Here is a 20,657-nt window from a genome sequence, read left to right on the forward strand (position 1 = left end):
TCATCCGTGACGCCGTACGCCTCAGCGCGGCCGCAGATCGACCACGCGCTGCGCCTTGCCTTCCGAGCGCGGAATATCGCCGCAGTTGGCGATGCTGACGTCGGTGCTGACGCCCACGATCGATTTGATGTGGTGGCGCAGCTGGTGGCAGATATCGCAACGTTGCTGATGGCTGAGGCTGAGCGCCGATTCTTTCAGCTCGACGCGCACCGCCAGCGTGTCCAGATGCCCGCTGCGGCTGACCTGCAGTTGATAGTGCGGCGACAGCTGCTCGAACTGCATGATCTGTTCTTCCACCTGCGACGGGAAGACGTTGACGCCGCGGATGATCAGCATGTCGTCGGAGCGGCCGGTGATCTTGCCCATGCGGCGCATCTGGCGCGCGTCGCCCGGCAGCAGCCGGGTAAGATCGCGGGTGCGGTAGCGGATCACCGGCAGCGCCTCTTTGGTCAGGGTGGTGAACACCAGTTCGCCGTGCTCGCCGTCCGGCAGGGCGATGCCGGTCTCCGGGCAGATGATCTCCGGCAGGAAGTGGTCTTCCCAAATGGTGGGGCCGCCGCCGCTTTCCAGACATTCCATCGCCACGCCCGGCCCCATCACCTCCGACAGGCCGTAAATATCCAGCGCTTTGATGCCCATGCGGGTTTCGATTTCGTGGCGCAGGGCCTCGGTCCAGGGTTCGGCGCCGAACACGCCGAGCCGCAGCGAGCAGCCGCGCGCGTCGCCGCCCATTTTGCGCTCCAGTTCATCGATCAGCGTCAGACAATAGGACGGCGTCACCATGATGATGTCGGGTTTGAAATCGAGGATCAGCTGCGCCTGGCGTTCCGTCTGCCCGCCGGACATCGGGATCACCGTGGCGCCGAGCCGCTCCGCGCCGTAGTGCGCCCCCAGGCCGCCGGTAAACAGGCCGTAACCGTAGGCGACGTGCACCTTGTCTTTGGCGGTGGCGCCGCCGGCGCGCAGGCAGCGGGCGACGATATCGGCCCAGTTATCGATGTCGCGCTGGGTGTAGCCCACCACCGTCGGGCGGCCGGTGGTGCCCGAGGAGGCGTGGATGCGCACCACCTGTTCCATCGGCACCGCGAAGGTGTCGAACGGGTAGTTGTCGCGCAGATCCTGCTTGGTGGTGTAGGGGAAGCGCGCCAGATCGCTCAGCTGCTTAAGATCGTCGGGGTGTACGCCCGCCTGATCGAACTTGCGCTTGTACATCGGCACATTGTCGTAGGCGTGGTGCAGCGTCCACTTCAAACGCGCCAACTGCAACGCTTCAATCTCATCGCGCGAGGCGAATTCGATCGTTTCGAGGGGCTGTGGATTTATTGTCATGGTTAGCCTCAGGGGTCAGACACGCTCAATGATCATGGCGATGCCTTGGCCCACGCCGATGCACATGGTGCACAGAGCGTAGCGGCCGGCTCGCCGTTCCAGTTCAAACAGGGCGGCCAGCGCCAGGCGCGCGCCGCTCATGCCCAGCGGGTGCCCCAGAGCGATCGCGCCGCCGTTGGGGTTGACCTGCGGGGCATCGTCCGGCAGGCCAAGCTGGCGCATCACCGCCAACGCCTGGGCGGCGAACGCTTCGTTCAGTTCGATGACGTCCATCTGCGCCAGGCTCAGCCCGGCGATCTCCAGCACCTTGCGGGTGGCCGGCAGCGGGCCGATGCCCATCAGCCGCGGCTCCACGCCGCAGGTGGCGGTGGCAAGGATGCGCGCGCGCGGCGTCAGGCCCTGGCGCGCCGCCATCGCTTCGGAGGCGACGATCAGCGCCGCCGCGCCGTCGTTCAGCCCCGAGGCGTTGCCGGCGGTGACGCTGCCGGGTTGACGGAACGGGGTTTTCAGCGCCTGCAGCTGATCGAAGGTGGTGTCGGCGCGCGGGTGTTCATCCTGGCTGAACAGGGTGACTGCGCCTTTTTTACCGGTGAGGCTGACCGGCGCTATCTCCTGCGCCAGGTATCCCAGCGCCTGCGCCCGGGCGGCGCGCTGCTGGCTGCGCAGCGCAAAGGCGTCCTGATCGGCGCGGCTGATGTTGAACTGCGCCGCGACGTTTTCGGCGGTCTCCGGCATCGAATCGGTGCCGAACTCGGCCTGCATGCGCGGGTTGACGAAGCGCCAGCCGAGGGTGGTGTCGTACAGCTGCGCCTGGCGGCTGAAGGCGCTGTCGGCCTTGCCCATCACCAGCGGCGCTCGGGTCATCGATTCCGCGCCGCCGGCCAGCATCAGCCCGGCGTCGCCGGCTTTGATGCTGCGCGCCGCCATCGCCAGCGCGTCCAGACCCGAACCGCACAGGCGGTTCACCGTGGTGCCGGAAACGCCGACCGGCAGCCCGGCCAGCAGCAGCGCCATGCGCGCCAGGTTGCGGTTGTCTTCCCCGGCCTGGTTGGCGCAGCCGAGGACCACGTCGTCCAGCTGTGCCCAATCCACCTGGGGATGGCGCTCCAGCAGCATGCGCAGCGGCAGGGCGGCGAGATCGTCGGCCCTCACCTGGGCCAGCGCGCCGCCATAGCGGCCGATCGGGGTGCGCACGCCGTCGCAGATAAATGCCTGATTCATGCCCGATCTCCTAAAATGCTGTGGCCGAGGCGGTGCGCGCGGCCGCGAAACCAGGCGACGGTTTTGCCCTGTTGATTGACGATTTCGACGTCATACAGCCCGGTGGCTTTGCCCTGATGGCGCATCTGCGCGCTGGCGGTGAGGCGATCGCCGGCCAGCGCCGGGCGGACGAAGTCGATGCTGCAGCCGGAAGCCACCGCCGCCAGCCCCTGGCTGTTGCAGGCGTAGGCGAAGGCGGTATCCGCCAGGCTGAACAGCTGGCCGCCATGGCAAGTCTGGTGGCCATTGAGCATCTGCGGGCCGACGGTCATGCTGACCTGTGCGTACCCGACGTCGACGGCATCGATGTGCATCCCCATCGCCTGAGCGCAGGTATCTTGCTGGAACATCTGTTCGGCGCAGCGCTGAGCCAGCGCGCGCGGCGTATTGGCGTTCATTGTTCGGCTCCTGGGAAAGCGGCGGGGGAAGCGTAGCGGCGCAGCAGCGGCATCGGGCGATAGCGGGCCTCGCCGTAATAGCGTTGCAGGTTTTCCAGCGTCGTCAGGATGTGGCGCCAGCCGAGTGCGGCGCCCCAGGCGAGCGGGCCGCGCGGATAGTTGACGCCGCGCAGCATCGCCAGATCGGTATCCTCGGCGCCGGCGACGCCTTTGTTCACCACGTCGAGCGCTTCGTTGGCCAGCATGGCCAGGGTGCGCATCGTCAGCAGGCCGGGGTAATCCGGCAACGGGATGACGCGTTTGCCGAGGGACTGCAGCAGACGGATCGCTTTGGCATTGTGTTGCGCGCCGTTTTGCGCCGCGCAGCTGATGGCGATGGCAGAGGCATGCGCATAGTCGGCACAGAGATCGAACAGCACCACGGGCGTTCCACGTTCGTCGGCCAGTTGGACGGCGGTTTTACCATTGGTTAACATCAGTGTAACGTCGTCGATCGTGACGTGCGGGCTGGTCTGGCCAGGTTGTTTGATCGCCCCCGCATTTTCGCTTAACAGCTGCGCCAAATCGGCCAGCGAAGACCAGTCGCCGTGCAGCGTAACGCGCTGCGGCAGCGCGGCCTGCACCGGTGGCGCAAAGGCGATCATCTCTGCGGTGGGGCGTTGCGCGTCGTAGCGGTAGAAGCCGCGGCCGGATTTGCGGCCAAGGCGCCCGGCGGCCACCAGCTCCTGCTGCACCAGCGAGGGGGTGAAGCGCGGATCCTGGTAGAAGGCCTGATACACCGAGTCGGTCACGGCGTAATTGACGTCCTGGCCGATCAGATCGGTCAACTGCAGCGGGCCCATGGCGAAACCGCCGGCGTCGCGCATTACCGCATCCAGGGTGGCGGCGTCGGCCACCCGTTCCTCCAGTGCGCGCAAGGTTTCGGCGTAGAACGGCCGTGCCACGCGGTTGACGATGAATCCCGGCGTCGAACGACACACGACGCTCTGCTTACCCCAGCGCTGCGCCAGGGCTTGCAGCGCGGCGAGGGTCTCGGCCCCGGTCTCCAGACCGCTGACGATCTCCACCAGCTTCATCAGCGGCGCCGGGTTGAAGAAGTGCAGCCCGGCCATGCGCTGCGGGTGTTGCAAGGCGCCGGCGATGGCGGTGATCGACAGCGAGGAAGTATTGCTGGCGAACAGCGCCGTGGGCGAGCAGATCGCTTCCAGATCGCGGAACAGGCTCTGCTTGATCGCCAGATTTTCCGCCACCGCTTCAATCACCAGCGCGCTGTCGGCCAGTTGCTCGAGCGAATCGGCGCGTTCGAGACGCGCCAGCAGCGCCTCGGTGGCGTTTGCGTCGGCCTTGCCGCCGTCGACCCGCTGCCGCAGGCGGCGAGCGAGTTCGTCGATCGCGCGCTGGGCGGCGGCGGGGGCGATATCGAACAGCCGCACCGGGTGACCGGCGGCGGCGGCCACCTGCGCAATGCCGATGCCCATGGTGCCGGCGCCGATCACCGCCACCTGGCCGTTAAGAAGGGGCGCGTTCATGGCTATTTCCCGCTGAAGTTTGGCGTGCGTTTGGCGAAGAACGCGCTGACGCCTTCGCGGTAGTCGTCGCTGCGGCCGCCCAATCGCTGCAGATCGCGCTCCAGATCGAGTTGTTGATCGAGGCTGTTGGTGGCCGAGCTGTAGATGGCTTTCTTGATTAGCCCCAGACCGTAAGTCGGCTGGGTGGCCAGATGGCGCGCCAGCGTTTGCGTGCGGTCGGCCAATTCATCCGCCGGCACCACCTGCCAGATCATGCCCCACTCCAGCGCCTGTTGGGCGCTGATTTTGTCGCCCAGCATGGCCATGCCCATCGCGCGGGCGTGGCCGGCCAGCCGCGGCAGGAACCAGCTGCCGCCGGAATCCGGCACCAGCCCCAGGCGGCAGAACGACTGAATAAAGCCGGCGTTGTCGGCGGCGATGACGATGTCGCACGCCAGAGCCAGCGCGGCGCCGGCGCCGGCCGCCACGCCGTTGACCGCGCACACCACCGGTTTGGGCAGGGCGGTCAGGCGACGGATCAGGGGGTTGTAGAAACGTTCGACCGACAGGCCGAGGTCCGGCGCCTGTTGATCGGCGCTGACGTTGCGATCGTTGAGATCCTGCCCGGCGCAGAAACCGCGGCCGGCGCCGGCGATCAGCAGGCAGCGCACGTTGTCGTCGCGTTCGGCTTGCGTCAGCGCTTCGCTCAGTTGGCGATGCATCTCGTCGTTAAAGCTGTTGAGCCGATCCGGCCGGTTGAGGGTCAGCGTCAACACGCCGGCGTTGAGATGACTGAGAATCAATGCGTTATCCATAAATCAGCGCCCCTGATAGTTTGGCGTACGTTTTTCGAAAAAGGCGGCGATGCCTTCGCGGCGATCGTCGGTGGCGGCCAGGGTGACGAACTGCTGACGCTCCATCGCCAGCCCCTGGCTAAGGCCGGTTTCCTCGGCCTGTTTCAGCGCTTGCTTGGCGGCGCGCAGCGCCAGCGGCGCCTGACGGCTGATGCGATCGGCAATCTGCTGCGTGCGCTCCAGCGTCAGGGCATCGACGCACACTTCGCTGATAAGGCCAGCCTGCAGCGCGGTGCGGGCGTCGATGGCTTCGCCGGTCAGCACCATCTGGCTGGCGCGCGACTTGCCGACGCAGCGGATCAGGCGCTGGGTGCCTCCGGCCCCCGGCATCAGGCCGAGGGTGATCTCCGGCAGGCCGAAGCGGGCGCTTTCGCCGCCGATAACGATGTCGCAGGCCAGCGCCAACTCGCAGCCGGCGCCCAGGGCATAGCCGTTCACCGCCGCCAGCAGCGGCTTGCTGAACTGCGCCAGCCGCTGCCACAGCTGCGGACGGCGATCCGCCAGCGCGGCCGGCAGATCCTGCCGTTGCAGCTCGTGCAGATCGGCCCCGGCGGCGAAGAAACGCGCCGCGCCGGCGATCACCACGGCGCCCACGCCGCTGTCGGCATCGGCCTGCTCCAGCAGAAACACCAGCTGTTCCAGGCAAGGGGTGCTCAGGGCGTTGCGCGCCTCCGGGCGGTGCAGCGTCAGCGTGACCACGCGGTGCTGCTGCTGGCGCAAAATAAAGGGGGTATCCATCGCGGCTCCTAGACGTCGAAGTCCAATACCACGCCGTCGCCTTTCGGCCACGACTGGCAGCTCAATACATAGCCCGCCGCCAACTGATCCGGCTCCAGGCTGTAGTTGACACCCATCTCGACCTGGCCAGCCTTCAGACGGCATTTGCAGGTGGCGCATACGCCGCCTTTGCAGGCGTAGGGCAGGTCGGCACCCTGGCGCAGCGCGGCGTCGAGAATGCTATCGTCCTGTTCGCCGAGCTCGATATCCAACCGGCGGCCGTCGAGCAGGATTGTCACCCTGGCGGCGTTGCGATCGCCGCTGTGGCGCGGTCGGGCGACCAGGCCGCTGGTGTTGAAACGTTCGCTGTGGATGTGGTTGGCCGGGACGCCGGCCTGTTCCAGCACGGTCTGCGCGTCGTCCATCATCGATTCCGGCCCGCAGATGAAGGCGTGGTCATAGTCGCGGAAATCCAGCAGCGCGCCGCCGATCGCCGTCAGGCGTTCACGATCGATGCGGCCGCTGAGCAGCGGGCTGTCGAGGCTCTCCTGGCTGAACAGGTACAGCGGCTGAAAACGCTGCGGGTAGCGGTTTTTCAGATCCGACAGCGCTTCTTTGAACATCATCGAACGGCTGTTGCGGTTGCCGTAGATCAGGGTAAAACTGCTGCCCGGTTCGAGCTGCAGCGTCGCTTTGATGATCGACAGCATCGGCGTGATGCCGGAGCCGGCGGCGATCGCCAGGTAATTGCCGCGGCGTTCCGCCTGCGGCTGATAGCCGAAGCGCCCCTGCGGCACCATCACTTCCAGCGCATCGCCGACTTTCAGCATACGGTTGACGAAGCCGGAGAAACGGCCCTGATCAATCGCTTTTACGCCGATCTGCAGCAGGCCTTCCTGCGGTGAACTGCAGATGGAATAGCAACGCCGCAGCTCTTCGCCGTTGACCCGCGCTTTGAGCGTCAGGTGCTGGCCGGGGGTGTAGCGGTATTGGTTTTGCAGCTCTTCGGGCACCCGCAGTGTGATGGCTACGGCGTCCGGCGTTTCGCGCTCGATGGCGGCGACGTTCAGGCGATGAAAGACCGTCATGGTGTCAGCGCTCCTATATGCATTTGAAGTAGTCGAACGGTTCCCGGCAGTCGCAGCAGCGGTACAGCGCTTTACAGGCGGTGGAGCCGAACTCGCTGATCTTCTCGCTGTGGGTGCTGCCGCAGCGCGGGCAGGCGACCGGGCCGTGGGCGTGCGGCCGATCGCAGGTGTGGCCCTGCGGGGGTGCTACGCCGTATTGCCGCAGCCGCTCGCGGGCGTCGGCGTTCATCCAGTCGGTGGTCCAGGCCGGGCTGAGGCGAATGTCCACCCGCACCGGGCTGAAGCCGGCGGCCGTCAGCCGCTGCTCGATGGCGTTGAGCAAAAATTCGGTGGCCGGGCAGCCGGAATAGGTTGGGGTGAAGGTCACGCGCCAGCCGCTGCCGTCGCGCACCACGTCGCGCACCATGCCCAAATCGGTGATCGACAGCACCGGCAGTTCGGGATCGCTGATCTGCTGCAGGCAGTGCCAAATCTGCGGGATTTCGGCGGGTTGCAAACGAGTGACGTTCATCGCGGCCTCCTACCACTGACTGTTTGGATAGGCGCGCTGCAGGAACTGCATCTCCGCCAGCAGCGGGCCGAGGTGTTCGCTGTGCTGACCTTGCTTGCCGCCGTGACGGAACGCCTGCTCGGCAGGCAGCGCCAACGTCGCCTGGCGCAGCGTCTCCGCCACCAGCGCCTGCCAGGGGGCCTGCAGCTCGCGCGGATCGACGGCGATGCCTTGTTCCGCCAACGTCAGCTCCAGCGCGTCGGCATGGAACAGTTCGGCGGTGAAACGCCACAGGTTATCCAGCGACTGTTGGATCTTGCGGTGGCTGATATCGTTGCCGTCACCGAGGCGGATCATCCAGCCGCGGCTGAAACGCAGGTGGTAATCGGCTTCCTTCAACGATTTGGCGGCGATGGCGGCGATCTGCGCATCGCGGCTGCGGCTTAGCGCCTGGTGCAGCTGCACGTGGTAGGCGTCGAGCAGGAACTGGCGCACCAACGTGTCGTTGAAACCGCCGTTCGGCTGTTCCGCCAGCAGCAGGTTATGGAACTGGCGCTCGTCACGGCCGAAGGCCAGGCTGTCTTCGCTGCAGGGCGGGCCGGCCAGTTCGGCGGCGTAGCCCAGGAAGTGGCGCGCCTGGCCGAGCAGATCGAGACCGATGTTGGCCAACGCCAGATCGATTTCCAGCTCGGGCGCGTGGCCGCACCAGGCGCACAGGCGCTGGGCGAGGATCAAAGGCGTGTCGCCCTGGCGGAGCAAATAGCTGATGCGCGGATCGTTAACCGTCATGGTCGCCTCTACATGTTCTTGATGCCGTCGGGAATGGTGTAAAACGTCGGATGACGGTAGATCTTGTCTTCGGACGGATCGAAGAACGCGCCGCGATCTTCCGGCTGCGAGGCGATCAGATGGCGCGATTGCACCACCCAGATCGAGCAGCCTTCGTTGCGGCGCGTGTAGGCGTCGCGGGCGTTTTCCAGCGCCATTTGGTCGTCTGCGGCGTGCAGGCTGCCGACGTGGCGATGCGCCAACCCTTGTTTGCTGCGGATAAACACTTCATACAGCGGCCATTCAACGTGGCTCATGATCTCGGTTCCTTATGTTGGCTATGCGGCGGAAGCGGCGTTTTTCGCGGCGTGGGCCATGGCGCCGTCGCGTACCCAGGCGCCGTCTTCCCAGGCGCGGCGTTTGGCCTGCAGGCGTTCGTGGTTGCATTGGCCGCGTCCTTTGATCACTTCATGCAGTTCGCTCCAGTCGATCTCGCCGAAGCGATAGTGGCCGGCGGCCTCGTCCCAGGTAAGACTCGGGTCCGGCGCCGTCATGCCCAGCGCCTCAAGTTGCGGCACGGTGTTGTCGACGAACTTTTGCCGCAGTTCATCGTTGCTGTGGCGTTTGATTTTCCAGGCCATGCTCTGGGCGCTGTGAGGGGAGTCGGCGTCGCTCGGGCCGAACATCATCAGCACCGGCCACCAGAAGCGATCGATGGCGTCCTGCAACATCGCGCGCTGCGCATCGCTGCCGTGGGCCATCGCCATCACCGCTTCGTAGCCCTGGCGCTGGTGGAAGCTTTCCTCTTTGCAGATTTTCACCATCGCCCGCGCGTAGGGGCCGAAGGACGCGCGGCACAGCGCCACCTGGTTGACGATGGCGGCGCCGTCGACCAGCCAGCCAATCACGCCGATATCCGCCCAGTTGAGCGTGGGGTAATTGAAGATCGAGGAGTACTTCATTTTGCCGTCGAGCATCTTTTGGTAGATGTCCTGGCGCGAACAGCCGAGGGTTTCGGCAGCGCTGTAGAGGTACAGGCCGTGGCCGGCCTCATCCTGCACTTTGGCCAGCAGCACCGCTTTGCGGCGCAGCGTGGGGGCGCGCGTCAACCAGTTGGCTTCCGGCAGCATGCCGATGACTTCCGAATGGGCGTGTTGGCCAATCTGCCGAATCAGGTTCTGACGGTAGGCGTCCGGCATCCAGTCTTTGGCTTCGATAGCGATATCCGCCGCGATCTTGGCGTCGAAATGCTGCTGATACTGTGCTTCAGTTGTCATGCTCGCCTCTTGGTGATTCGTATTTTTCACATTGAATATAAAAATGTGAATCACTTTAACTAACCATAAGGCTACAAACTGATAACAAAAAGATCAAACGAGATTCATGTGGTTTTGCGAGGTTACTCACAAGGTGTTTTGTTATTTTGTTGATTTTATTTGATAAATAAAGTGATTGATTCCTTGTTTATAGCAGGTCAAATGCCCTGAAAGCGCCTTTTGTTTTCTTTATGTTAAAATTTGGTTTGGCGTAAACTGGCATTTATGTGATACGTAATTAAGCTGTAGGGTGAAAATTTATGAATTTTGGAGGGCACATGCAGCAGTTACACAGTTATCTTTCTGGCGCCTGGGTGTATGGGCAGGGAGAGAGCCGCGAGATCCGCCACGCCGTGACCGGCGAGGCGCTGTACCAGGTCTGCTCCGACGGCCTGCCGTTAGCGGCGAGCCTGAGCTATGCCCGCCGCCACGGGGGGCCGGCGCTGGCGCAAATGACGTTCCAGCAGCGCGCCCAGATGCTGAAAGCGGTGGCGAAACACCTGCTGGCGCACAAAGAGGCGCTGTATCAGATTTCCTATCAAACCGGGGCGACGCGCAGCGACGGCTGGGTCGATATCGAAGGCGGCATCGCCACGCTGTTCGCCTATGCCGGCATGGCCGGCCGCGATCTGCCGGATGATACCCTGTGGCCGGAGGATGAGCTGATCCCGTTGTCGAAACAGGCGCAGTTCGCCGCTCGCCACGTATTGACCTCGCGCCCGGGCGTGGCGCTGCATATCAACGCCTTCAACTTCCCTTGCTGGGGCATGCTGGAAAAACTGGCGCCGACCTGGCTGGCGGGCATGCCGGCCATCATCAAGCCGGCCACCGCCACCGCGCAGCTGACGCAGGCGATGGTCAGGCTGATCGTCGACAGCGGGCTGGTGCCGGAAGGGGCGCTGCAGTTGGTATGCGGTGGCGTCGGCGACATGTTTGCGCACCTGGATTATCAGGATGCGGTGACGTTCACCGGTTCGGCGCAGACCGGGCAGCGGCTGCGCGCGCACCCGCGGCTGTTGGAGAAATCGATCGCCTTCACCATGGAGGCGGATTCGCTCAACTGCTGCGTGCTGGCGGAAGACGTAACGCCGGAGATGCCGGAGTTTGCGCTGTTTATCAAAGAGGTGTGCCGTGAAATGACCGCCAAGGCGGGGCAGAAATGCACGGCGATCCGCCGCATCATCGTGCCGGCGGCGCAGGTGGTTGCGGTGCGTCAGGCCTTGTTGCAGCGCCTGGCTGGGGTGACGGTGGGCGACCCGCAGCTGGAGCAGGTGCGCATGGGGGCGTTGGTCAGCCACGAGCAGCGTGATGATGTGCAAAGCAAGGTGGAGTTCCTGCTGCGCAACGGCTGCGAACCGCTGTGCGGCGCGTCGCTGGATAAGCTGGAAATCCTGGGCGACGGCGCGCGCGGCGGGGCGTTTTATCCGCCGACCTTGCTGTATTGCGCCGATCCGTTCACCCATCAGGCGGTGCACGGCACCGAGGCCTTTGGCCCGGTGGCGACGCTGATGCCGTATGCGGATACCGAGCAGGCGATCGCGCTGGCGTTGCTGGGGCAAGGCAGCCTGGCGGGCTCGCTGGTGACCGCCGACCCGGCGCTGGCAAAGCGCTTCATTCGCGCGGCGGCCTGCGCCCACGGCCGCATGTTGATTCTGAATGAACAGGCGGCGGCGGAGTCCACCGGCCACGGGTCGCCGCTGCCGATGCTGGTGCACGGTGGCCCGGGGCGTGCCGGCGGCGGGGAAGAGCTGGGTGGACTGCGCGCGGTGAAGCACTATATGCAGCGCACGGCGATCCAGGGCAGCCCGGCAATGCTGGCGGCCATCGGCGGTGAATGGGTGCGCGGCGCGCCGGTCGCCGAGCACCCGGTACATCCGTTCCGGAAATACTTCGAGCAGCTGCAGCTGGGCGACAGCCTGTTGACCGCGCGCCGCACCGTGACCGAAGCGGATATCGTCAACTTCGCCTGCCTGAGCGGCGATCATTTCTACGCGCATATGGACAAGATCGGCGCCGCCGATTCGCTGTTCGGCGAGCGGGTGGCGCACGGTTACTTTGTGGTGTCCGCCGCGGCCGGGCTGTTTGTCGATGCCGCCGTCGGGCCGGTGATCGCCAACTACGGCATGGAGAATCTGCGCTTTATCGAACCGGTGAAGATCGGCGACACCATTCAGGTGCGGTTGACCTGCAAGAAGAAGATCCGCAAGCCGCAGAAAACCGCCGAAGATCGGCCGCACGGCGTGGTGGTGTGGGATGTGCAAGTATTGAATCAGGAACAGCAGCCGGTGGCGCTGTACAGCATCCTGACGTTGGTGGCGCGCCAACAGGGGGACTTCGAGGCGTGATGCGCGCTTGCCGCCGCCGGAGCTGCCGGCGGCGGCAATCTATTCAGATCAGCGGCTGACCGCGCAGCTGTTCCAGCACTTTCAGCGGCGAGCGCTGCGGATCCTGCATCTTGTTCACCGGCAGCAAGAAGGTCTGTTCCAGCATAAACTGGCCGCCCATCGCGGCGTGCGGCGTTTGATCCGAGAAGCAAATCCAGCTGCTGCCCGGCGGAAACGCCAGCGCCAGCTGCGGCCCCTGTTGTTGATAATCGCCATCGGCCTTCATGGCGTCATGCAACTGCAGCATCAGGTGGTCATAATGGCTGCGGCGGGTTTTGGTGATGCGTACCCGGTGCTGCAGCCAGCTGCTGAAGGCGGAGTAGCGCGCCAGACGCGGCATAAAGCGTTGCGCCAGCTCAGGGAACGGTTCGCCGACGCGCCATTGGCGATGTTCACCGTGCGGATTGATGTTGGTGAAAATGCGCAGAATGCGTTCGCCGTAGTTCGGGCGCGACGGGAAAGCGTCGACGTGCAGCCGGCTGTCGTCTTTGCGCCAGGAGCTGCTTGCGCGCCAGGCCGAAACCGGATGCAAACGCAGGCTGCCGGTCGGATGGTGCAGCGCCTCCTGATACTCGGGCAACAGCCCGGCGATCAGCTGGCGGCAAGATTGGTAATAACGTTCCAGCAGTTGCTGAACCTGCTGCCGGCGCTCCGCGACGGCGACGCCGGTCAGCTTGCCGGACAGCGGTTGATAGCTGATGTTTTTGCGCTTCGGATCGACCAGCGCCGGATCCAGCAGCGGCATTTCCTGCTCAGACAGGGTGAAGGCCAGTTCGGGCAGAAACAGCACCTTGCCCTGTTCCAGTTCGCTGACCGCGCTGGATGCTTCCGCTGCCGCCCATTGTCGCAACGGCAGCGTCAGGACGGCCTCTTCACGCATAATATCGCCAGTAGGCATGAGATCTCCTCGCAAATCTATATCGCTTTATTCCCGCCTTTCAGGTTGCCGCGTGGTTGGCTGCACTGGCTTGCGCCGTAGCTGGCTGGAGCGACGCCAAAAGTCTTTGCGTCGGTCGCCCAAATGCAACGTGAAATTTATGGGTTCTATTATGGATGTATCAGCAGGGCGCAGTGCGCCGAAGCGTGCGATGGCTTCCTGATATATAGAATAGTCCTGATAAGGGTATCACCGGCAATGCCAATGAAAAGTAAACGGAGGCTAAACGAGGCTCAGCGTAGGCACGAATAATCAAAAATGGCACGAATTGTCCGCTGAATAGCGCATTTTTTATCTTATTGAATTGTAATGGAAATAAATATGCTGCTTATTTATTGGCGTTATTTCATTCCGAGAGCGGGGCAAATTGGGGAAATAATGTTTCGGCGGGAAATTATTTCATTTTTGTCGTGGGAATAAATCGGGCCGCCCAATTTTGGTGGCCCGATGAGTGATTAAGCGCCGTAAATGCAGTTTTTGCCTTTTTTCTTGGCCTGATACAGCGCGCTGTCCGCCTCATTGATAAAGCTGATCGGCGTATCGTTATACATATGCGGCACTTTGGCGCAGATGCCGATGCTGATGGTGACGATGCCGTGCGGGTTGCCCTGATGCGGGATCTTCAGATCGCGCACCGCCTGGATGACGCGTTCGGCGAAAATCAGCGCGCCCTGCACGTCGGTATCCGGCAGGATAATCCCCATCTCTTCGCCGCCGTAGCGCGCCAGAATATCGTTGCTGCGGCACGCCAACCCTTTCAGCGTCTGGCCGATCTGCTGCAGGCACTGGTCGCCGGCGACGTGGCCGTAGCTGTCGTTGTACTGCTTGAAGTAGTCGATATCCAGCATCAGCAGCGCCACGCTGCGGTAGTTGCGCGAGGCGCGCGCCAGCTCGTTCTTCAGCGCGATATCAAACTGGCGGCGGTTGGCCAGGCCGGTCAGGCTGTCCAGCAGCGCCAGTTCTTCCAGCATCTGGTTGATGCTGGTCAGCTGATCGCGGGTGCGCATCAGCTCGGCTTCGGTTTGCATGCTGTGCTTGATTTGCCGCAGCAGCACCGCGCCCATCGCCAGCAGGATCATCAGCAGAGAGAGGCCGCCGGCGGCGAACAGGCCGGCGTCGGTGCGCCAGTCCGCCAGCGCGTCGCGTTTCGACAGCCCGGCGGCGATCACCAGCGGAAAGCGGTTGACCCGCGAATAGCCGTAGATGCGCTCCACTTTGTCGTACAGCGAGGTGATGGTGGCGTTGCCGAATTCCGAATGCGGCAATATTTCGCTGAACAACACGCCCTTGGCGATATTTTTACCGATCGAGGCCGCCGAGTAAGGGCGGCGGTAGAGGATGGTGCCGTCCGCCAGCAGCAGATTTAGCGAGGCGTCGGTGTTGAGGGCGAAACTGTCGTAAAACTGGCGAAAATAATCGACGTACAACGTCGCCAGCACCACGCCGCCAAAGCTGCCGTCCGGGTTGTTGAAGCGCCGCGAAACGGGGATGATCAGATCGCCGGTGGTGCGGCTGCGGATCACCTCGCCGATGTACAGACCGCCGCCATCGCGGTTTTGGTGATATTTGAAGTAATCGCGATCGGCGTTGTTGGCGTTCTTGATGAATTTGCCCGAGGAGGTCGCCAGCCAGCGGCCGCTCGCATCGTAGATAAACATCCCGTGCAGCTGCGGCAGGTTGCCGACCTGGGTTTGCATCACCCGTTGCAGCCGGGTCAATTGCGAGGGCCCCAGCCCGTCGTTCTGGAGACGTTCGGTCAGATCGAGCAGATTGCCGTCAACCTGCATGAAGGTATCGTCGGCATGCTGCGCCAGCGAACGGGCGAGGTTGGCGGATTCATGCTCGGCGCTGCGCAGATCCCGCTGGTGCGCGTTCCAGATTTGCCAGCTGTTAAAGAGGATCAGCGTGGCGGCAACGATGATGACAAACACGCCGGCCTGAAATAATAATGGGGAGCTTTTAACGCTGCGCGGCGCCGCGGCATCCTGTATGGGTTGCTGCTGAGTCATGTCACCCTTGTTGTTTGATTACTATTCAATTTGAGTTAAGAGCAATCTTATATTTTATGCATAAATGCGCCAGACCTCTAGCCCTTAACGTGGCGATAGGGAGAAAGGCGCCTCGCAACCCGCATTTGCGGCGGTGTGAACGCGAAGGAGTAAAAGAGCCATGTCGGATTACATCATTATCGCTTTACTGACGCTGGCGGTGTATTACCCCCTCACGCTGGGGGCGCTGGCGGTGATGATGTTCTTCGCCTGGCGGCGGCGACGGTCGCCTTACTGGCGGTTGGGGCTGGCGCTGTTGACGGTGTTGTTCGCGCTGTTCGCCAAAGCGGCGTATGACTGGCACCGCTACAGCTAGCGGCGCCATGCGGGGTTATTCGACGTTGATCATCCAGTTGACGCCGAATTTGTCGGTCAGCATGCCGAAGCCTTTGGCCCAGAAGGTGGCTTGATAAGGCATCGTCACCTGGCCGCCCTGCGCCAGATTATCGAACAGTTTGCGTCCTTGTTCCGCGTCGCTGGGGTTCAGCGACAGTGAGAAGCCTTTATGGGAAGCGCCGCCGCTGTCATCCTGCGGACAGCCGTCGGAGGCCATCAGCACGCCGTCGCCAATCAGCAGACGCGCATGCATGATCGCTTCAGGATTGACGTCCTGCGGCCCGCCTTGGCGGGCTTCTTCGGGCATGTCTTTAAAGCGCATGACCATTTCAATTTTGGCATTCAACTGCTGTACATAGAAGTTAATCGCTTGCTCACAGTTACCGCTGAAGAACAAATAGGGTTGTACCAGCATGACATTGACCTCGGTTGTGGCCCGACAGGCAACGACCGGCCCTCGGGCGGGAAGAAATGATTGCTGGCGGCAATAATTGCCGTCGGTGACTTATTAGTGTAGTCCCCCTGACGTAGAATGCTCGTGCGAGGTGAGCGCCTTCGCCGCCGGCAGGGCGGGCGAAGGCACGAAGGCGGTTAATACAGCGAAGGTTCGCCGGGTGGGCGGGTTTTAAAGCGGCGGTGCAACCACATGTATTGATCGGGCGCCAGCAGCACCTGTTCTTCCACCACGCGGTTCATCATGGCCGCCGCGCGCGTTTCATCGTCCAGCGGGAAGTCCGTCAGCGGCGGCTGCACGATCAGCTCGTAGCCGCGGGCATTCGGCAGACGGCGCGGCACGAATGGCACGATCGACGGCCGCCCCATACGCGCCAGGATATAGGTGCCGGTCGTCGTGGCGGCGTTTTCCACGGCGAAGAACGGCGCGAACACGCTGCTTTGCGGGCCGTAATCGTGGTCCGGCGCGTACCACAGGATTTCACCCTGCTTCAGGTTGCGGATCATGCCTTTGATATCTTTACGATCGATCATGAATTTATTCGAGCGCAGCCGGCCCCAGGTCTGCACCCATTCCATCAGCTTGTTATTGTGCGGGCGGTGTACGCCGATGCCGGGGTTTTGCATGCCGAAGATGCGCGCGCCCAGCTCCAGAGTGAGGAAATGCAGGCCGATCAGCAGCACGCCTTTCCCGTCCTGACGCGCCAACTGCATGTTTTCCATGCCGCTCACCTTAAACCAACGGGCGATGCGCCAGTCAGGCCAGAACCAGGCCATGCCGACTTCGAACAGGCCCATGCCGACGGACTCAAAATTTTTGACAATCAGCGCCTCTCGTTCGGCGGCGGGCATCTCAGGGAAACAGAGTTCTAAATTACGGCGCGCTATTTTTACCCGGCGTTTCATCAGGGGCATGGCGATTCTGCCAAGGCCGTGTCCAAGCCGATAAATGAGCGGGTAGGGCAATAACACCAATAGATAGAGTATTCCCAGCCCTATCCACAGCAACCAATAACGAGGGCGCAAGAATTCGCGCTCAAAGCGTTGGTTTGAAATCATTTTTTCTGTTCTTCCTTTAATTTCGCAATGGGACCTTAACCCAAATTGTTATGTGCGAAATGATAGAGCATTTTTTGTGAGACCGGGTTTTCCATTCATGCTTTTTTTTACGCTTTATTTAAGCGCAGACGGAAAACGGAACGAAATGAGATTTTTACCGAGGGAAGGGCGGATATTCACCGCTATTTCAACCGGCTGGCGACATTGAAAAATAAGGACACAATTCAGCGCATCGTAAAAGTGACAACCGCTATGTAACCTTAGAGAAACAGCAACGCGGCGGAACCGTCCCAAACGGCAGCCAGCGCATACAGCAGCGCGAGAATCAGGACAAAAGGGGCATTGAACATCGGCGTTTCCTCCAGGAGGCTGTGTTTAAAGTTTAGCCTGCCCAGATGACAATGGGATGAAATGCGATCGCTTTTGAAGCGGTGAAATTCAGACGGACGGAAATGGGTAAACCGCTGATTTTTTACTATAGTCATAGTGTGATGTTGTGCGTTTGTCGCTGCACGCCCCGTCTTGAACGGCTGTGGGCAGAGTGTCCAGAGCAAGATCGCGGAACGGGCGGCGCCGGACGTGAAACAGGTGACGAAATTCTCAGAGGGCGGGTCTGTAAGGATTTGACATGTCATATGAAAATGACGATCTAAGCGGTGTTGAGCAACCGAGCGACTACGTGAAAACCACCGCCTGCGAAGTGCGCAGCGGCGTAAAGGCAGCGCTCGAGCAATCATGTGCCTGCATCAAGGATAACCCTTGGGCAGGGGTAGGCGCCGGCGCCGTCGTGGGCCTGGTAATAGGATTTCTGTTAGGCAAAAGGCAATAGGGAGAGTAAAAATGGGCATCATTTCCTGGATCATTTTTGGTTTAATCGCCGGTATCCTGGCTAAATGGATTATGCCGGGCAAAGACGGCGGCGGCTTTATTGTTACCGTTATACTGGGGATCGTGGGCGCCGTCGTCGGCGGCTATATCAGCACCTTCTTCGGTATGGGGCGCGTTGACGGTTTTAACCTGGGCAGCTTCGTGGTGGCGGTCATCGGTGCCCTGGTGGTGCTTTTTGTCTACAGGAAGATCAAAGGCTAAGCAGCCGTTGCTCAACAGGGTCGCCGCGGCGGCCCTTTTTCGTGAAATCAATCCGGCTGTGCGGCGCGGGCCGCAGCGGCTGAAAGGGGAATATCATGGGTCTGTTCGATAGCGTATTGGGTAACATTCTGGGCGGCGGCGCCAACGGCAAAGGCATCGACTACATCGCTATTATGCAGTGGGTCGAGCAACAAGGCGGCCTGCAGGCCATTTTGGACAAGTTCCGCCAGGGGCAGTTCGGCGATATCGTCGGTTCCTGGCTCGGTAACGGCGAAAACCAGCCGATTACCGGCGATCATGTGCAGCAGGCGTTGGGCAGCGATGCGATCAATCAACTGGCTGAAAAGCTGGGCGTCGATCCGGCCCAGGCGTCCAGCACCATTGCACAGTTCTTGCCGACGGTAGCGGATGCCGCTTCGCCAAACGGTGAAGTGCAGCAAGACAGCAATGAACTGGGCGACATGGTCGGCAAACTGTTCAAATAATGATTATGCTCCCGGCGTCTGGCCGGGGGCATTCACTCCGCTAATTCCCTCGATCGCCGTCAACGCCTGTTGCAAATGCGCCACCCAGGCGCGCACTTTCTGCGGAATAAAACGTAAAGCGGGATAGACCGCATGCAGCGCCATGGGCGGGTAGCGGTATTCCGGCAAGACGGGAACCAGCGCGCCCGTCGCCAGCTGTTCGCCGATCAGCGGCCGCTGAGCGCCACCGATGCCGGCCCCGGCCTCGATGGCCGCCAGCAGCGATAAGGTATTGTTGGCGCGAAACGTGGGCCGCAGCGCGACCATCTCGGCGCCGTGGGGGCCGAGCAGGGTGAGCGTATCGCCATCGTTTAGGCCGCTGTAGCGAATGTGCGCATGTTTCACCAGATCCGCTGGCGAACGAGGGGCGCCATACCTGGCCAGATAGGCTGGCGACGCGACCAGCAGGCGTTGCAGCTCACCCAACCGTTTCGCCACCATGCCGGGCGCGTGCAATTCACCGAAGCGCAGTGCCACGTCGATGCCTTCGCCGATGACGTCGGCGCGGCGATCGTCCAGCAGCAGCTCGATGGTGAGATCCGGATGACGCTTTTGGAACGCGATGGCCAAAGGGGTGATATGCCGTTGTCCGAATCCGGTCGGCGCATGCAGGCGCAAATTGCCCTGCAGCTGGTGGTGCTGGCCGTGCAACGCCTCTTCCGCTTCGTCGACCGCCGCCATAATCGGTTTGAGGCGCTGATAGTAATCATTGCCGGCCTCCGTCAGGGTGACCGCCCGCGTGCTGCGAAACAGTAGCTGCGCCCCCAACTGCTGTTCCAGACCGGCGATTTGCTGACTGACCGCCGGCTGCGTCAAACGCAGATCGCGCGCGGCGGCCGACAGGCTGCCCAACTCCGCCACCCGCATAAAGGTTTTCATTGCGTTCAGCTTATCCATGTCGATTTTACCTATAGATATTTCTTATTAGTGTTAGTGGAAACCCTCATCTACCGCAAGTATCGCTAATCAATAACACTCAGGGTATCGATAATCCGAGGGGGTGACAAAATGAACGCAAAGCGACAGGCGCTGGTGATCGGCGCCAATGGTGTGATTGGGCGCCGATTGATTGAGGAGCTGATTGACCAAGATTGGCAAGTGGTGGGCGTTTCGCGCCGGGGCGGCGAACCGGCGCCTGGGGTGCGCCACCTGCAGGTTGACCTGCTGGATGCGGTGGCGACGCGGGACGCGCTGCGGCCGCTGAGCGCGATTAGCCACGTTTTCTATGCCGCCTATCAGGATGCTCCGGATTGGGCGGGGCTGGTGGCGCCGAACCTGCAAATGTTGCAACACGTTGTCGAAGGGCTGGAGCCGATTGCGCCGGCGTTGGAACATATCAGCCTGATGCAGGGCTATAAAGTTTATGGCGCGCATTTGGGGCCGTTTAAAACGCCGGCGCGTGAAAGCGATGCCGGGCATATGCCGCCGGAGTTTAACGTGGCGCAGCAGCAGTATCTGGAGCAGTGCCAAACAGGCAAGCGCTGGCGTTGGAGCGCCATTCGCCCGAGCGTCGTGGGGGGCTTCTCGCTCGGCAACCCGATGAATCTGGCGTTAAGCATCGCGGTTTACGCCTCGATCAGTAAAGCGCTCGGGCTGCCGCTGCGCTTTCCCGGGAAGCCGGGCGCTTACCACAGCCTGTTGGAAATGACCGACGCCGGACTGCTGGCGCGCGCCACGCTCTGGGCGGCGACCGAACCTGCGGCAGCCAATCAGGCGTTTAATATCAACAACGGCGATCTGTTTCGCTGGAGCGAAATGTGGCCGAAAATCGCCGCGTACTTCGGGCTGGAATGTGCGCCGCCGTTGCCGATGACGCTGGAAAACATGATGGCGGACAAAGCGCCGCTGTGGCGCGAGCTGGTGCAACGGCACTCCTTGACCGAGCCCGATTACCGAGCGGTGGCCGGCTGGCGTTTCGCCGATTTCGTCTTTTCCTGGGACTACGACATGTTCGCGGACGGCAGCAAGGCGCGGCGTTTCGGTTTCCATCAGTTTGTCGAAACCGAAGCCATGTTTTTCTCGCTGTTCGATGCATTCCGCCGTCGCCGCATCATTCCCTGAATGCGGCATAAATTTCCCCGCAGCCTCGCTGCGGGGAA

Annotated in this window: 22 protein-coding genes; 6 read left to right on the plus strand and 16 right to left on the minus strand. The window is 62.3% G+C overall.

Annotation, left to right across the window (positions count from 1 at the left end; genetic code table 11):
- Positions 1-21: 21 nt before the first annotated feature.
- From paaK to paaA, 11 genes are read right to left on the minus strand one after another with little or no spacing between them, the layout of a single operon-like run.
- The gene (paaK, locus tag ACJ8PE_RS02530) at positions 22-1,329 is read right to left on the minus strand and encodes a phenylacetate--CoA ligase PaaK (protein ID WP_016927188.1); all 1,308 of its coding nucleotides are present in this window, start codon (positions 1,327-1,329) and stop codon (positions 22-24) included.
- A 15-nt stretch (positions 1,330-1,344) separates the two neighbouring features.
- Complete coding sequence (gene pcaF, locus ACJ8PE_RS02535; RefSeq protein WP_099786175.1) at positions 1,345-2,550, minus strand: 3-oxoadipyl-CoA thiolase; 1,206 nt, start codon at positions 2,548-2,550, stop codon at positions 1,345-1,347.
- Complete coding sequence (gene paaI, locus ACJ8PE_RS02540; protein ID WP_033650803.1) at positions 2,547-2,987, minus strand: hydroxyphenylacetyl-CoA thioesterase PaaI; 441 nt, start codon at positions 2,985-2,987, stop codon at positions 2,547-2,549. Before paaI ends, pcaF begins: the two co-directional genes overlap by 4 nt.
- The gene (locus ACJ8PE_RS02545; RefSeq protein ID WP_197761234.1) at positions 2,984-4,516 is read right to left on the minus strand and encodes a 3-hydroxyacyl-CoA dehydrogenase; all 1,533 of its coding nucleotides are present in this window, start codon (positions 4,514-4,516) and stop codon (positions 2,984-2,986) included. Before ACJ8PE_RS02545 ends, paaI begins: the two co-directional genes overlap by 4 nt.
- A gap of 2 nt (positions 4,517-4,518) precedes the next feature.
- A complete protein-coding gene (paaG, locus tag ACJ8PE_RS02550) occupies positions 4,519-5,310 on the minus strand; it encodes a 2-(1,2-epoxy-1,2-dihydrophenyl)acetyl-CoA isomerase PaaG (RefSeq protein WP_197761236.1) in 792 nt (263 codons plus the stop codon).
- Between the two features lie 3 nt (positions 5,311-5,313).
- Positions 5,314-6,087: a 2,3-dehydroadipyl-CoA hydratase PaaF gene (paaF, locus tag ACJ8PE_RS02555; RefSeq protein WP_164057881.1), complete on the minus strand. Its 774-nt coding sequence runs from the start codon at positions 6,085-6,087 to the stop codon at positions 5,314-5,316.
- Positions 6,088-6,095: 8 nt separating this feature from the next.
- Positions 6,096-7,154 (minus strand): 1,2-phenylacetyl-CoA epoxidase subunit PaaE, encoded by a 1,059-nt coding sequence (paaE, locus tag ACJ8PE_RS02560; RefSeq protein WP_033643610.1) that lies wholly within the window; start codon positions 7,152-7,154, stop codon positions 6,096-6,098.
- 13 nt (positions 7,155-7,167) lie between these two features.
- A complete protein-coding gene (gene paaD, locus ACJ8PE_RS02565; protein ID WP_033643609.1) occupies positions 7,168-7,665 on the minus strand; it encodes a 1,2-phenylacetyl-CoA epoxidase subunit PaaD in 498 nt (165 codons plus the stop codon).
- Between the two features lie 9 nt (positions 7,666-7,674).
- Complete coding sequence (gene paaC, locus ACJ8PE_RS02570; RefSeq protein WP_089191964.1) at positions 7,675-8,433, minus strand: 1,2-phenylacetyl-CoA epoxidase subunit PaaC; 759 nt, start codon at positions 8,431-8,433, stop codon at positions 7,675-7,677.
- An 8-nt stretch (positions 8,434-8,441) separates the two neighbouring features.
- The gene (paaB, locus tag ACJ8PE_RS02575; RefSeq protein WP_004935173.1) at positions 8,442-8,729 is read right to left on the minus strand and encodes a 1,2-phenylacetyl-CoA epoxidase subunit PaaB; all 288 of its coding nucleotides are present in this window, start codon (positions 8,727-8,729) and stop codon (positions 8,442-8,444) included.
- A 21-nt stretch (positions 8,730-8,750) separates the two neighbouring features.
- The gene (paaA, locus tag ACJ8PE_RS02580) at positions 8,751-9,689 is read right to left on the minus strand and encodes a 1,2-phenylacetyl-CoA epoxidase subunit PaaA (RefSeq protein ID WP_042784922.1); all 939 of its coding nucleotides are present in this window, start codon (positions 9,687-9,689) and stop codon (positions 8,751-8,753) included.
- Between the two features lie 317 nt (positions 9,690-10,006).
- Between paaA and paaZ the strand changes: the two genes are divergently transcribed.
- Positions 10,007-12,073, plus strand: a complete 2,067-nt coding sequence (gene paaZ, locus ACJ8PE_RS02585) for a phenylacetic acid degradation bifunctional protein PaaZ (RefSeq protein ID WP_197795422.1) — start codon at positions 10,007-10,009, stop codon at positions 12,071-12,073.
- A gap of 43 nt (positions 12,074-12,116) precedes the next feature.
- Here the strand turns inward: paaZ and ACJ8PE_RS02590 are convergent, their stop codons facing one another.
- Together ACJ8PE_RS02590 and ACJ8PE_RS02595 are read right to left on the minus strand one after the other, a co-directional pair.
- Positions 12,117-13,010 (minus strand): Kdo hydroxylase family protein, encoded by an 894-nt coding sequence (locus ACJ8PE_RS02590; RefSeq protein WP_197793328.1) that lies wholly within the window; start codon positions 13,008-13,010, stop codon positions 12,117-12,119.
- A gap of 494 nt (positions 13,011-13,504) precedes the next feature.
- A complete protein-coding gene (locus ACJ8PE_RS02595; RefSeq protein WP_060660554.1) occupies positions 13,505-15,058 on the minus strand; it encodes a sensor domain-containing diguanylate cyclase in 1,554 nt (517 codons plus the stop codon).
- Positions 15,059-15,218: 160 nt separating this feature from the next.
- Here ACJ8PE_RS02595 and ACJ8PE_RS02600 point away from each other — a divergent pair, with 160 nt between their 5' ends.
- Positions 15,219-15,413, plus strand: a complete 195-nt coding sequence (locus ACJ8PE_RS02600; protein WP_033643602.1) for a hypothetical protein — start codon at positions 15,219-15,221, stop codon at positions 15,411-15,413.
- A 15-nt stretch (positions 15,414-15,428) separates the two neighbouring features.
- Here the strand turns inward: ACJ8PE_RS02600 and yjdN are convergent, their stop codons facing one another.
- Entirely contained in the window at positions 15,429-15,848 is a 420-nt protein-coding gene (yjdN, locus tag ACJ8PE_RS02605; protein WP_046687369.1) for a VOC family metalloprotein YjdN, read from the minus strand.
- Between the two features lie 176 nt (positions 15,849-16,024).
- On the minus strand, positions 16,025-16,945 hold the full coding sequence (locus ACJ8PE_RS02610) for a Kdo(2)-lipid IV(A) acyltransferase (RefSeq protein WP_033650814.1): 921 nt from the start codon (positions 16,943-16,945) through the stop codon (positions 16,025-16,027).
- Positions 16,946-17,573: 628 nt separating this feature from the next.
- Here ACJ8PE_RS02610 and ACJ8PE_RS02615 point away from each other — a divergent pair.
- The 3 genes from ACJ8PE_RS02615 to ACJ8PE_RS02625 all read left to right on the plus strand — a co-directional run bounded on the left by ACJ8PE_RS02615 (position 17,574) and on the right by ACJ8PE_RS02625 (position 18,519).
- Positions 17,574-17,774, plus strand: a complete 201-nt coding sequence (locus tag ACJ8PE_RS02615) for a glycine zipper domain-containing protein (RefSeq protein ID WP_033643599.1) — start codon at positions 17,574-17,576, stop codon at positions 17,772-17,774.
- A gap of 11 nt (positions 17,775-17,785) precedes the next feature.
- Positions 17,786-18,034 carry a GlsB/YeaQ/YmgE family stress response membrane protein gene (locus ACJ8PE_RS02620; RefSeq protein ID WP_004935146.1) on the plus strand — a complete coding sequence of 83 codons (249 nt, stop codon included), beginning with the start codon at positions 17,786-17,788 and terminating at the stop codon, positions 18,032-18,034.
- Positions 18,035-18,129: 95 nt separating this feature from the next.
- Positions 18,130-18,519, plus strand: a complete 390-nt coding sequence (locus tag ACJ8PE_RS02625) for a YidB family protein (protein WP_019453502.1) — start codon at positions 18,130-18,132, stop codon at positions 18,517-18,519.
- A gap of 3 nt (positions 18,520-18,522) precedes the next feature.
- Here the strand turns inward: ACJ8PE_RS02625 and ACJ8PE_RS02630 are convergent, their stop codons facing one another.
- Positions 18,523-19,455, minus strand: coding sequence for a LysR family transcriptional regulator (locus tag ACJ8PE_RS02630; protein ID WP_197761240.1), 933 nt, complete (start codon positions 19,453-19,455; stop codon positions 18,523-18,525).
- A 111-nt stretch (positions 19,456-19,566) separates the two neighbouring features.
- Here ACJ8PE_RS02630 and ACJ8PE_RS02635 point away from each other — a divergent pair, with 111 nt between their 5' ends.
- Positions 19,567-20,619, plus strand: coding sequence for an SDR family oxidoreductase (locus ACJ8PE_RS02635; RefSeq protein WP_197793327.1), 1,053 nt, complete (start codon positions 19,567-19,569; stop codon positions 20,617-20,619).
- Positions 20,620-20,657: the final 38 nt, after the last annotated feature.

Source organism: Serratia sp. CY74737 (assembly GCF_052166775.1).
GTDB lineage: Bacteria > Pseudomonadota > Gammaproteobacteria > Enterobacterales > Enterobacteriaceae > Serratia > Serratia ureilytica.

Bases quoted from the DNA above. Each gene is read 5' to 3' on its own strand.
- paaK (WP_016927188.1), bottom strand. From the start codon at position 1,329: ATGACAATAAATCCACAGCCCCTCGAAACGATCGAATTCGCCTCGCGC.
- pcaF (WP_099786175.1), bottom strand. From the start codon at position 2,550: ATGAATCAGGCATTTATCTGCGACGGCGTGCGCACCCCGATCGGCCGC.
- paaI (WP_033650803.1), bottom strand. From the start codon at position 2,987: ATGAACGCCAATACGCCGCGCGCGCTGGCTCAGCGCTGCGCCGAACAG.
- ACJ8PE_RS02545 (WP_197761234.1), bottom strand. From the start codon at position 4,516: ATGAACGCGCCCCTTCTTAACGGCCAGGTGGCGGTGATCGGCGCCGGC.
- paaG (WP_197761236.1), bottom strand. From the start codon at position 5,310: ATGGATAACGCATTGATTCTCAGTCATCTCAACGCCGGCGTGTTGACG.
- paaF (WP_164057881.1), bottom strand. From the start codon at position 6,087: ATGGATACCCCCTTTATTTTGCGCCAGCAGCAGCACCGCGTGGTCACG.
- paaE (WP_033643610.1), bottom strand. From the start codon at position 7,154: ATGACGGTCTTTCATCGCCTGAACGTCGCCGCCATCGAGCGCGAAACG.
- paaD (WP_033643609.1), bottom strand. From the start codon at position 7,665: ATGAACGTCACTCGTTTGCAACCCGCCGAAATCCCGCAGATTTGGCAC.
- paaC (WP_089191964.1), bottom strand. From the start codon at position 8,433: ATGACGGTTAACGATCCGCGCATCAGCTATTTGCTCCGCCAGGGCGAC.
- paaB (WP_004935173.1), bottom strand. From the start codon at position 8,729: ATGAGCCACGTTGAATGGCCGCTGTATGAAGTGTTTATCCGCAGCAAA.
- paaA (WP_042784922.1), bottom strand. From the start codon at position 9,689: ATGACAACTGAAGCACAGTATCAGCAGCATTTCGACGCCAAGATCGCG.
- paaZ (WP_197795422.1), top strand. From the start codon at position 10,007: ATGCAGCAGTTACACAGTTATCTTTCTGGCGCCTGGGTGTATGGGCAG.
- ACJ8PE_RS02590 (WP_197793328.1), bottom strand. From the start codon at position 13,010: ATGCCTACTGGCGATATTATGCGTGAAGAGGCCGTCCTGACGCTGCCG.
- ACJ8PE_RS02595 (WP_060660554.1), bottom strand. From the start codon at position 15,058: ATGACTCAGCAGCAACCCATACAGGATGCCGCGGCGCCGCGCAGCGTT.
- ACJ8PE_RS02600 (WP_033643602.1), top strand. From the start codon at position 15,219: ATGTCGGATTACATCATTATCGCTTTACTGACGCTGGCGGTGTATTAC.
- yjdN (WP_046687369.1), bottom strand. From the start codon at position 15,848: ATGCTGGTACAACCCTATTTGTTCTTCAGCGGTAACTGTGAGCAAGCG.
- ACJ8PE_RS02610 (WP_033650814.1), bottom strand. From the start codon at position 16,945: ATGATTTCAAACCAACGCTTTGAGCGCGAATTCTTGCGCCCTCGTTAT.
- ACJ8PE_RS02615 (WP_033643599.1), top strand. From the start codon at position 17,574: ATGTCATATGAAAATGACGATCTAAGCGGTGTTGAGCAACCGAGCGAC.
- ACJ8PE_RS02620 (WP_004935146.1), top strand. From the start codon at position 17,786: ATGGGCATCATTTCCTGGATCATTTTTGGTTTAATCGCCGGTATCCTG.
- ACJ8PE_RS02625 (WP_019453502.1), top strand. From the start codon at position 18,130: ATGGGTCTGTTCGATAGCGTATTGGGTAACATTCTGGGCGGCGGCGCC.
- ACJ8PE_RS02630 (WP_197761240.1), bottom strand. From the start codon at position 19,455: ATGGATAAGCTGAACGCAATGAAAACCTTTATGCGGGTGGCGGAGTTG.
- ACJ8PE_RS02635 (WP_197793327.1), top strand. From the start codon at position 19,567: ATGAACGCAAAGCGACAGGCGCTGGTGATCGGCGCCAATGGTGTGATT.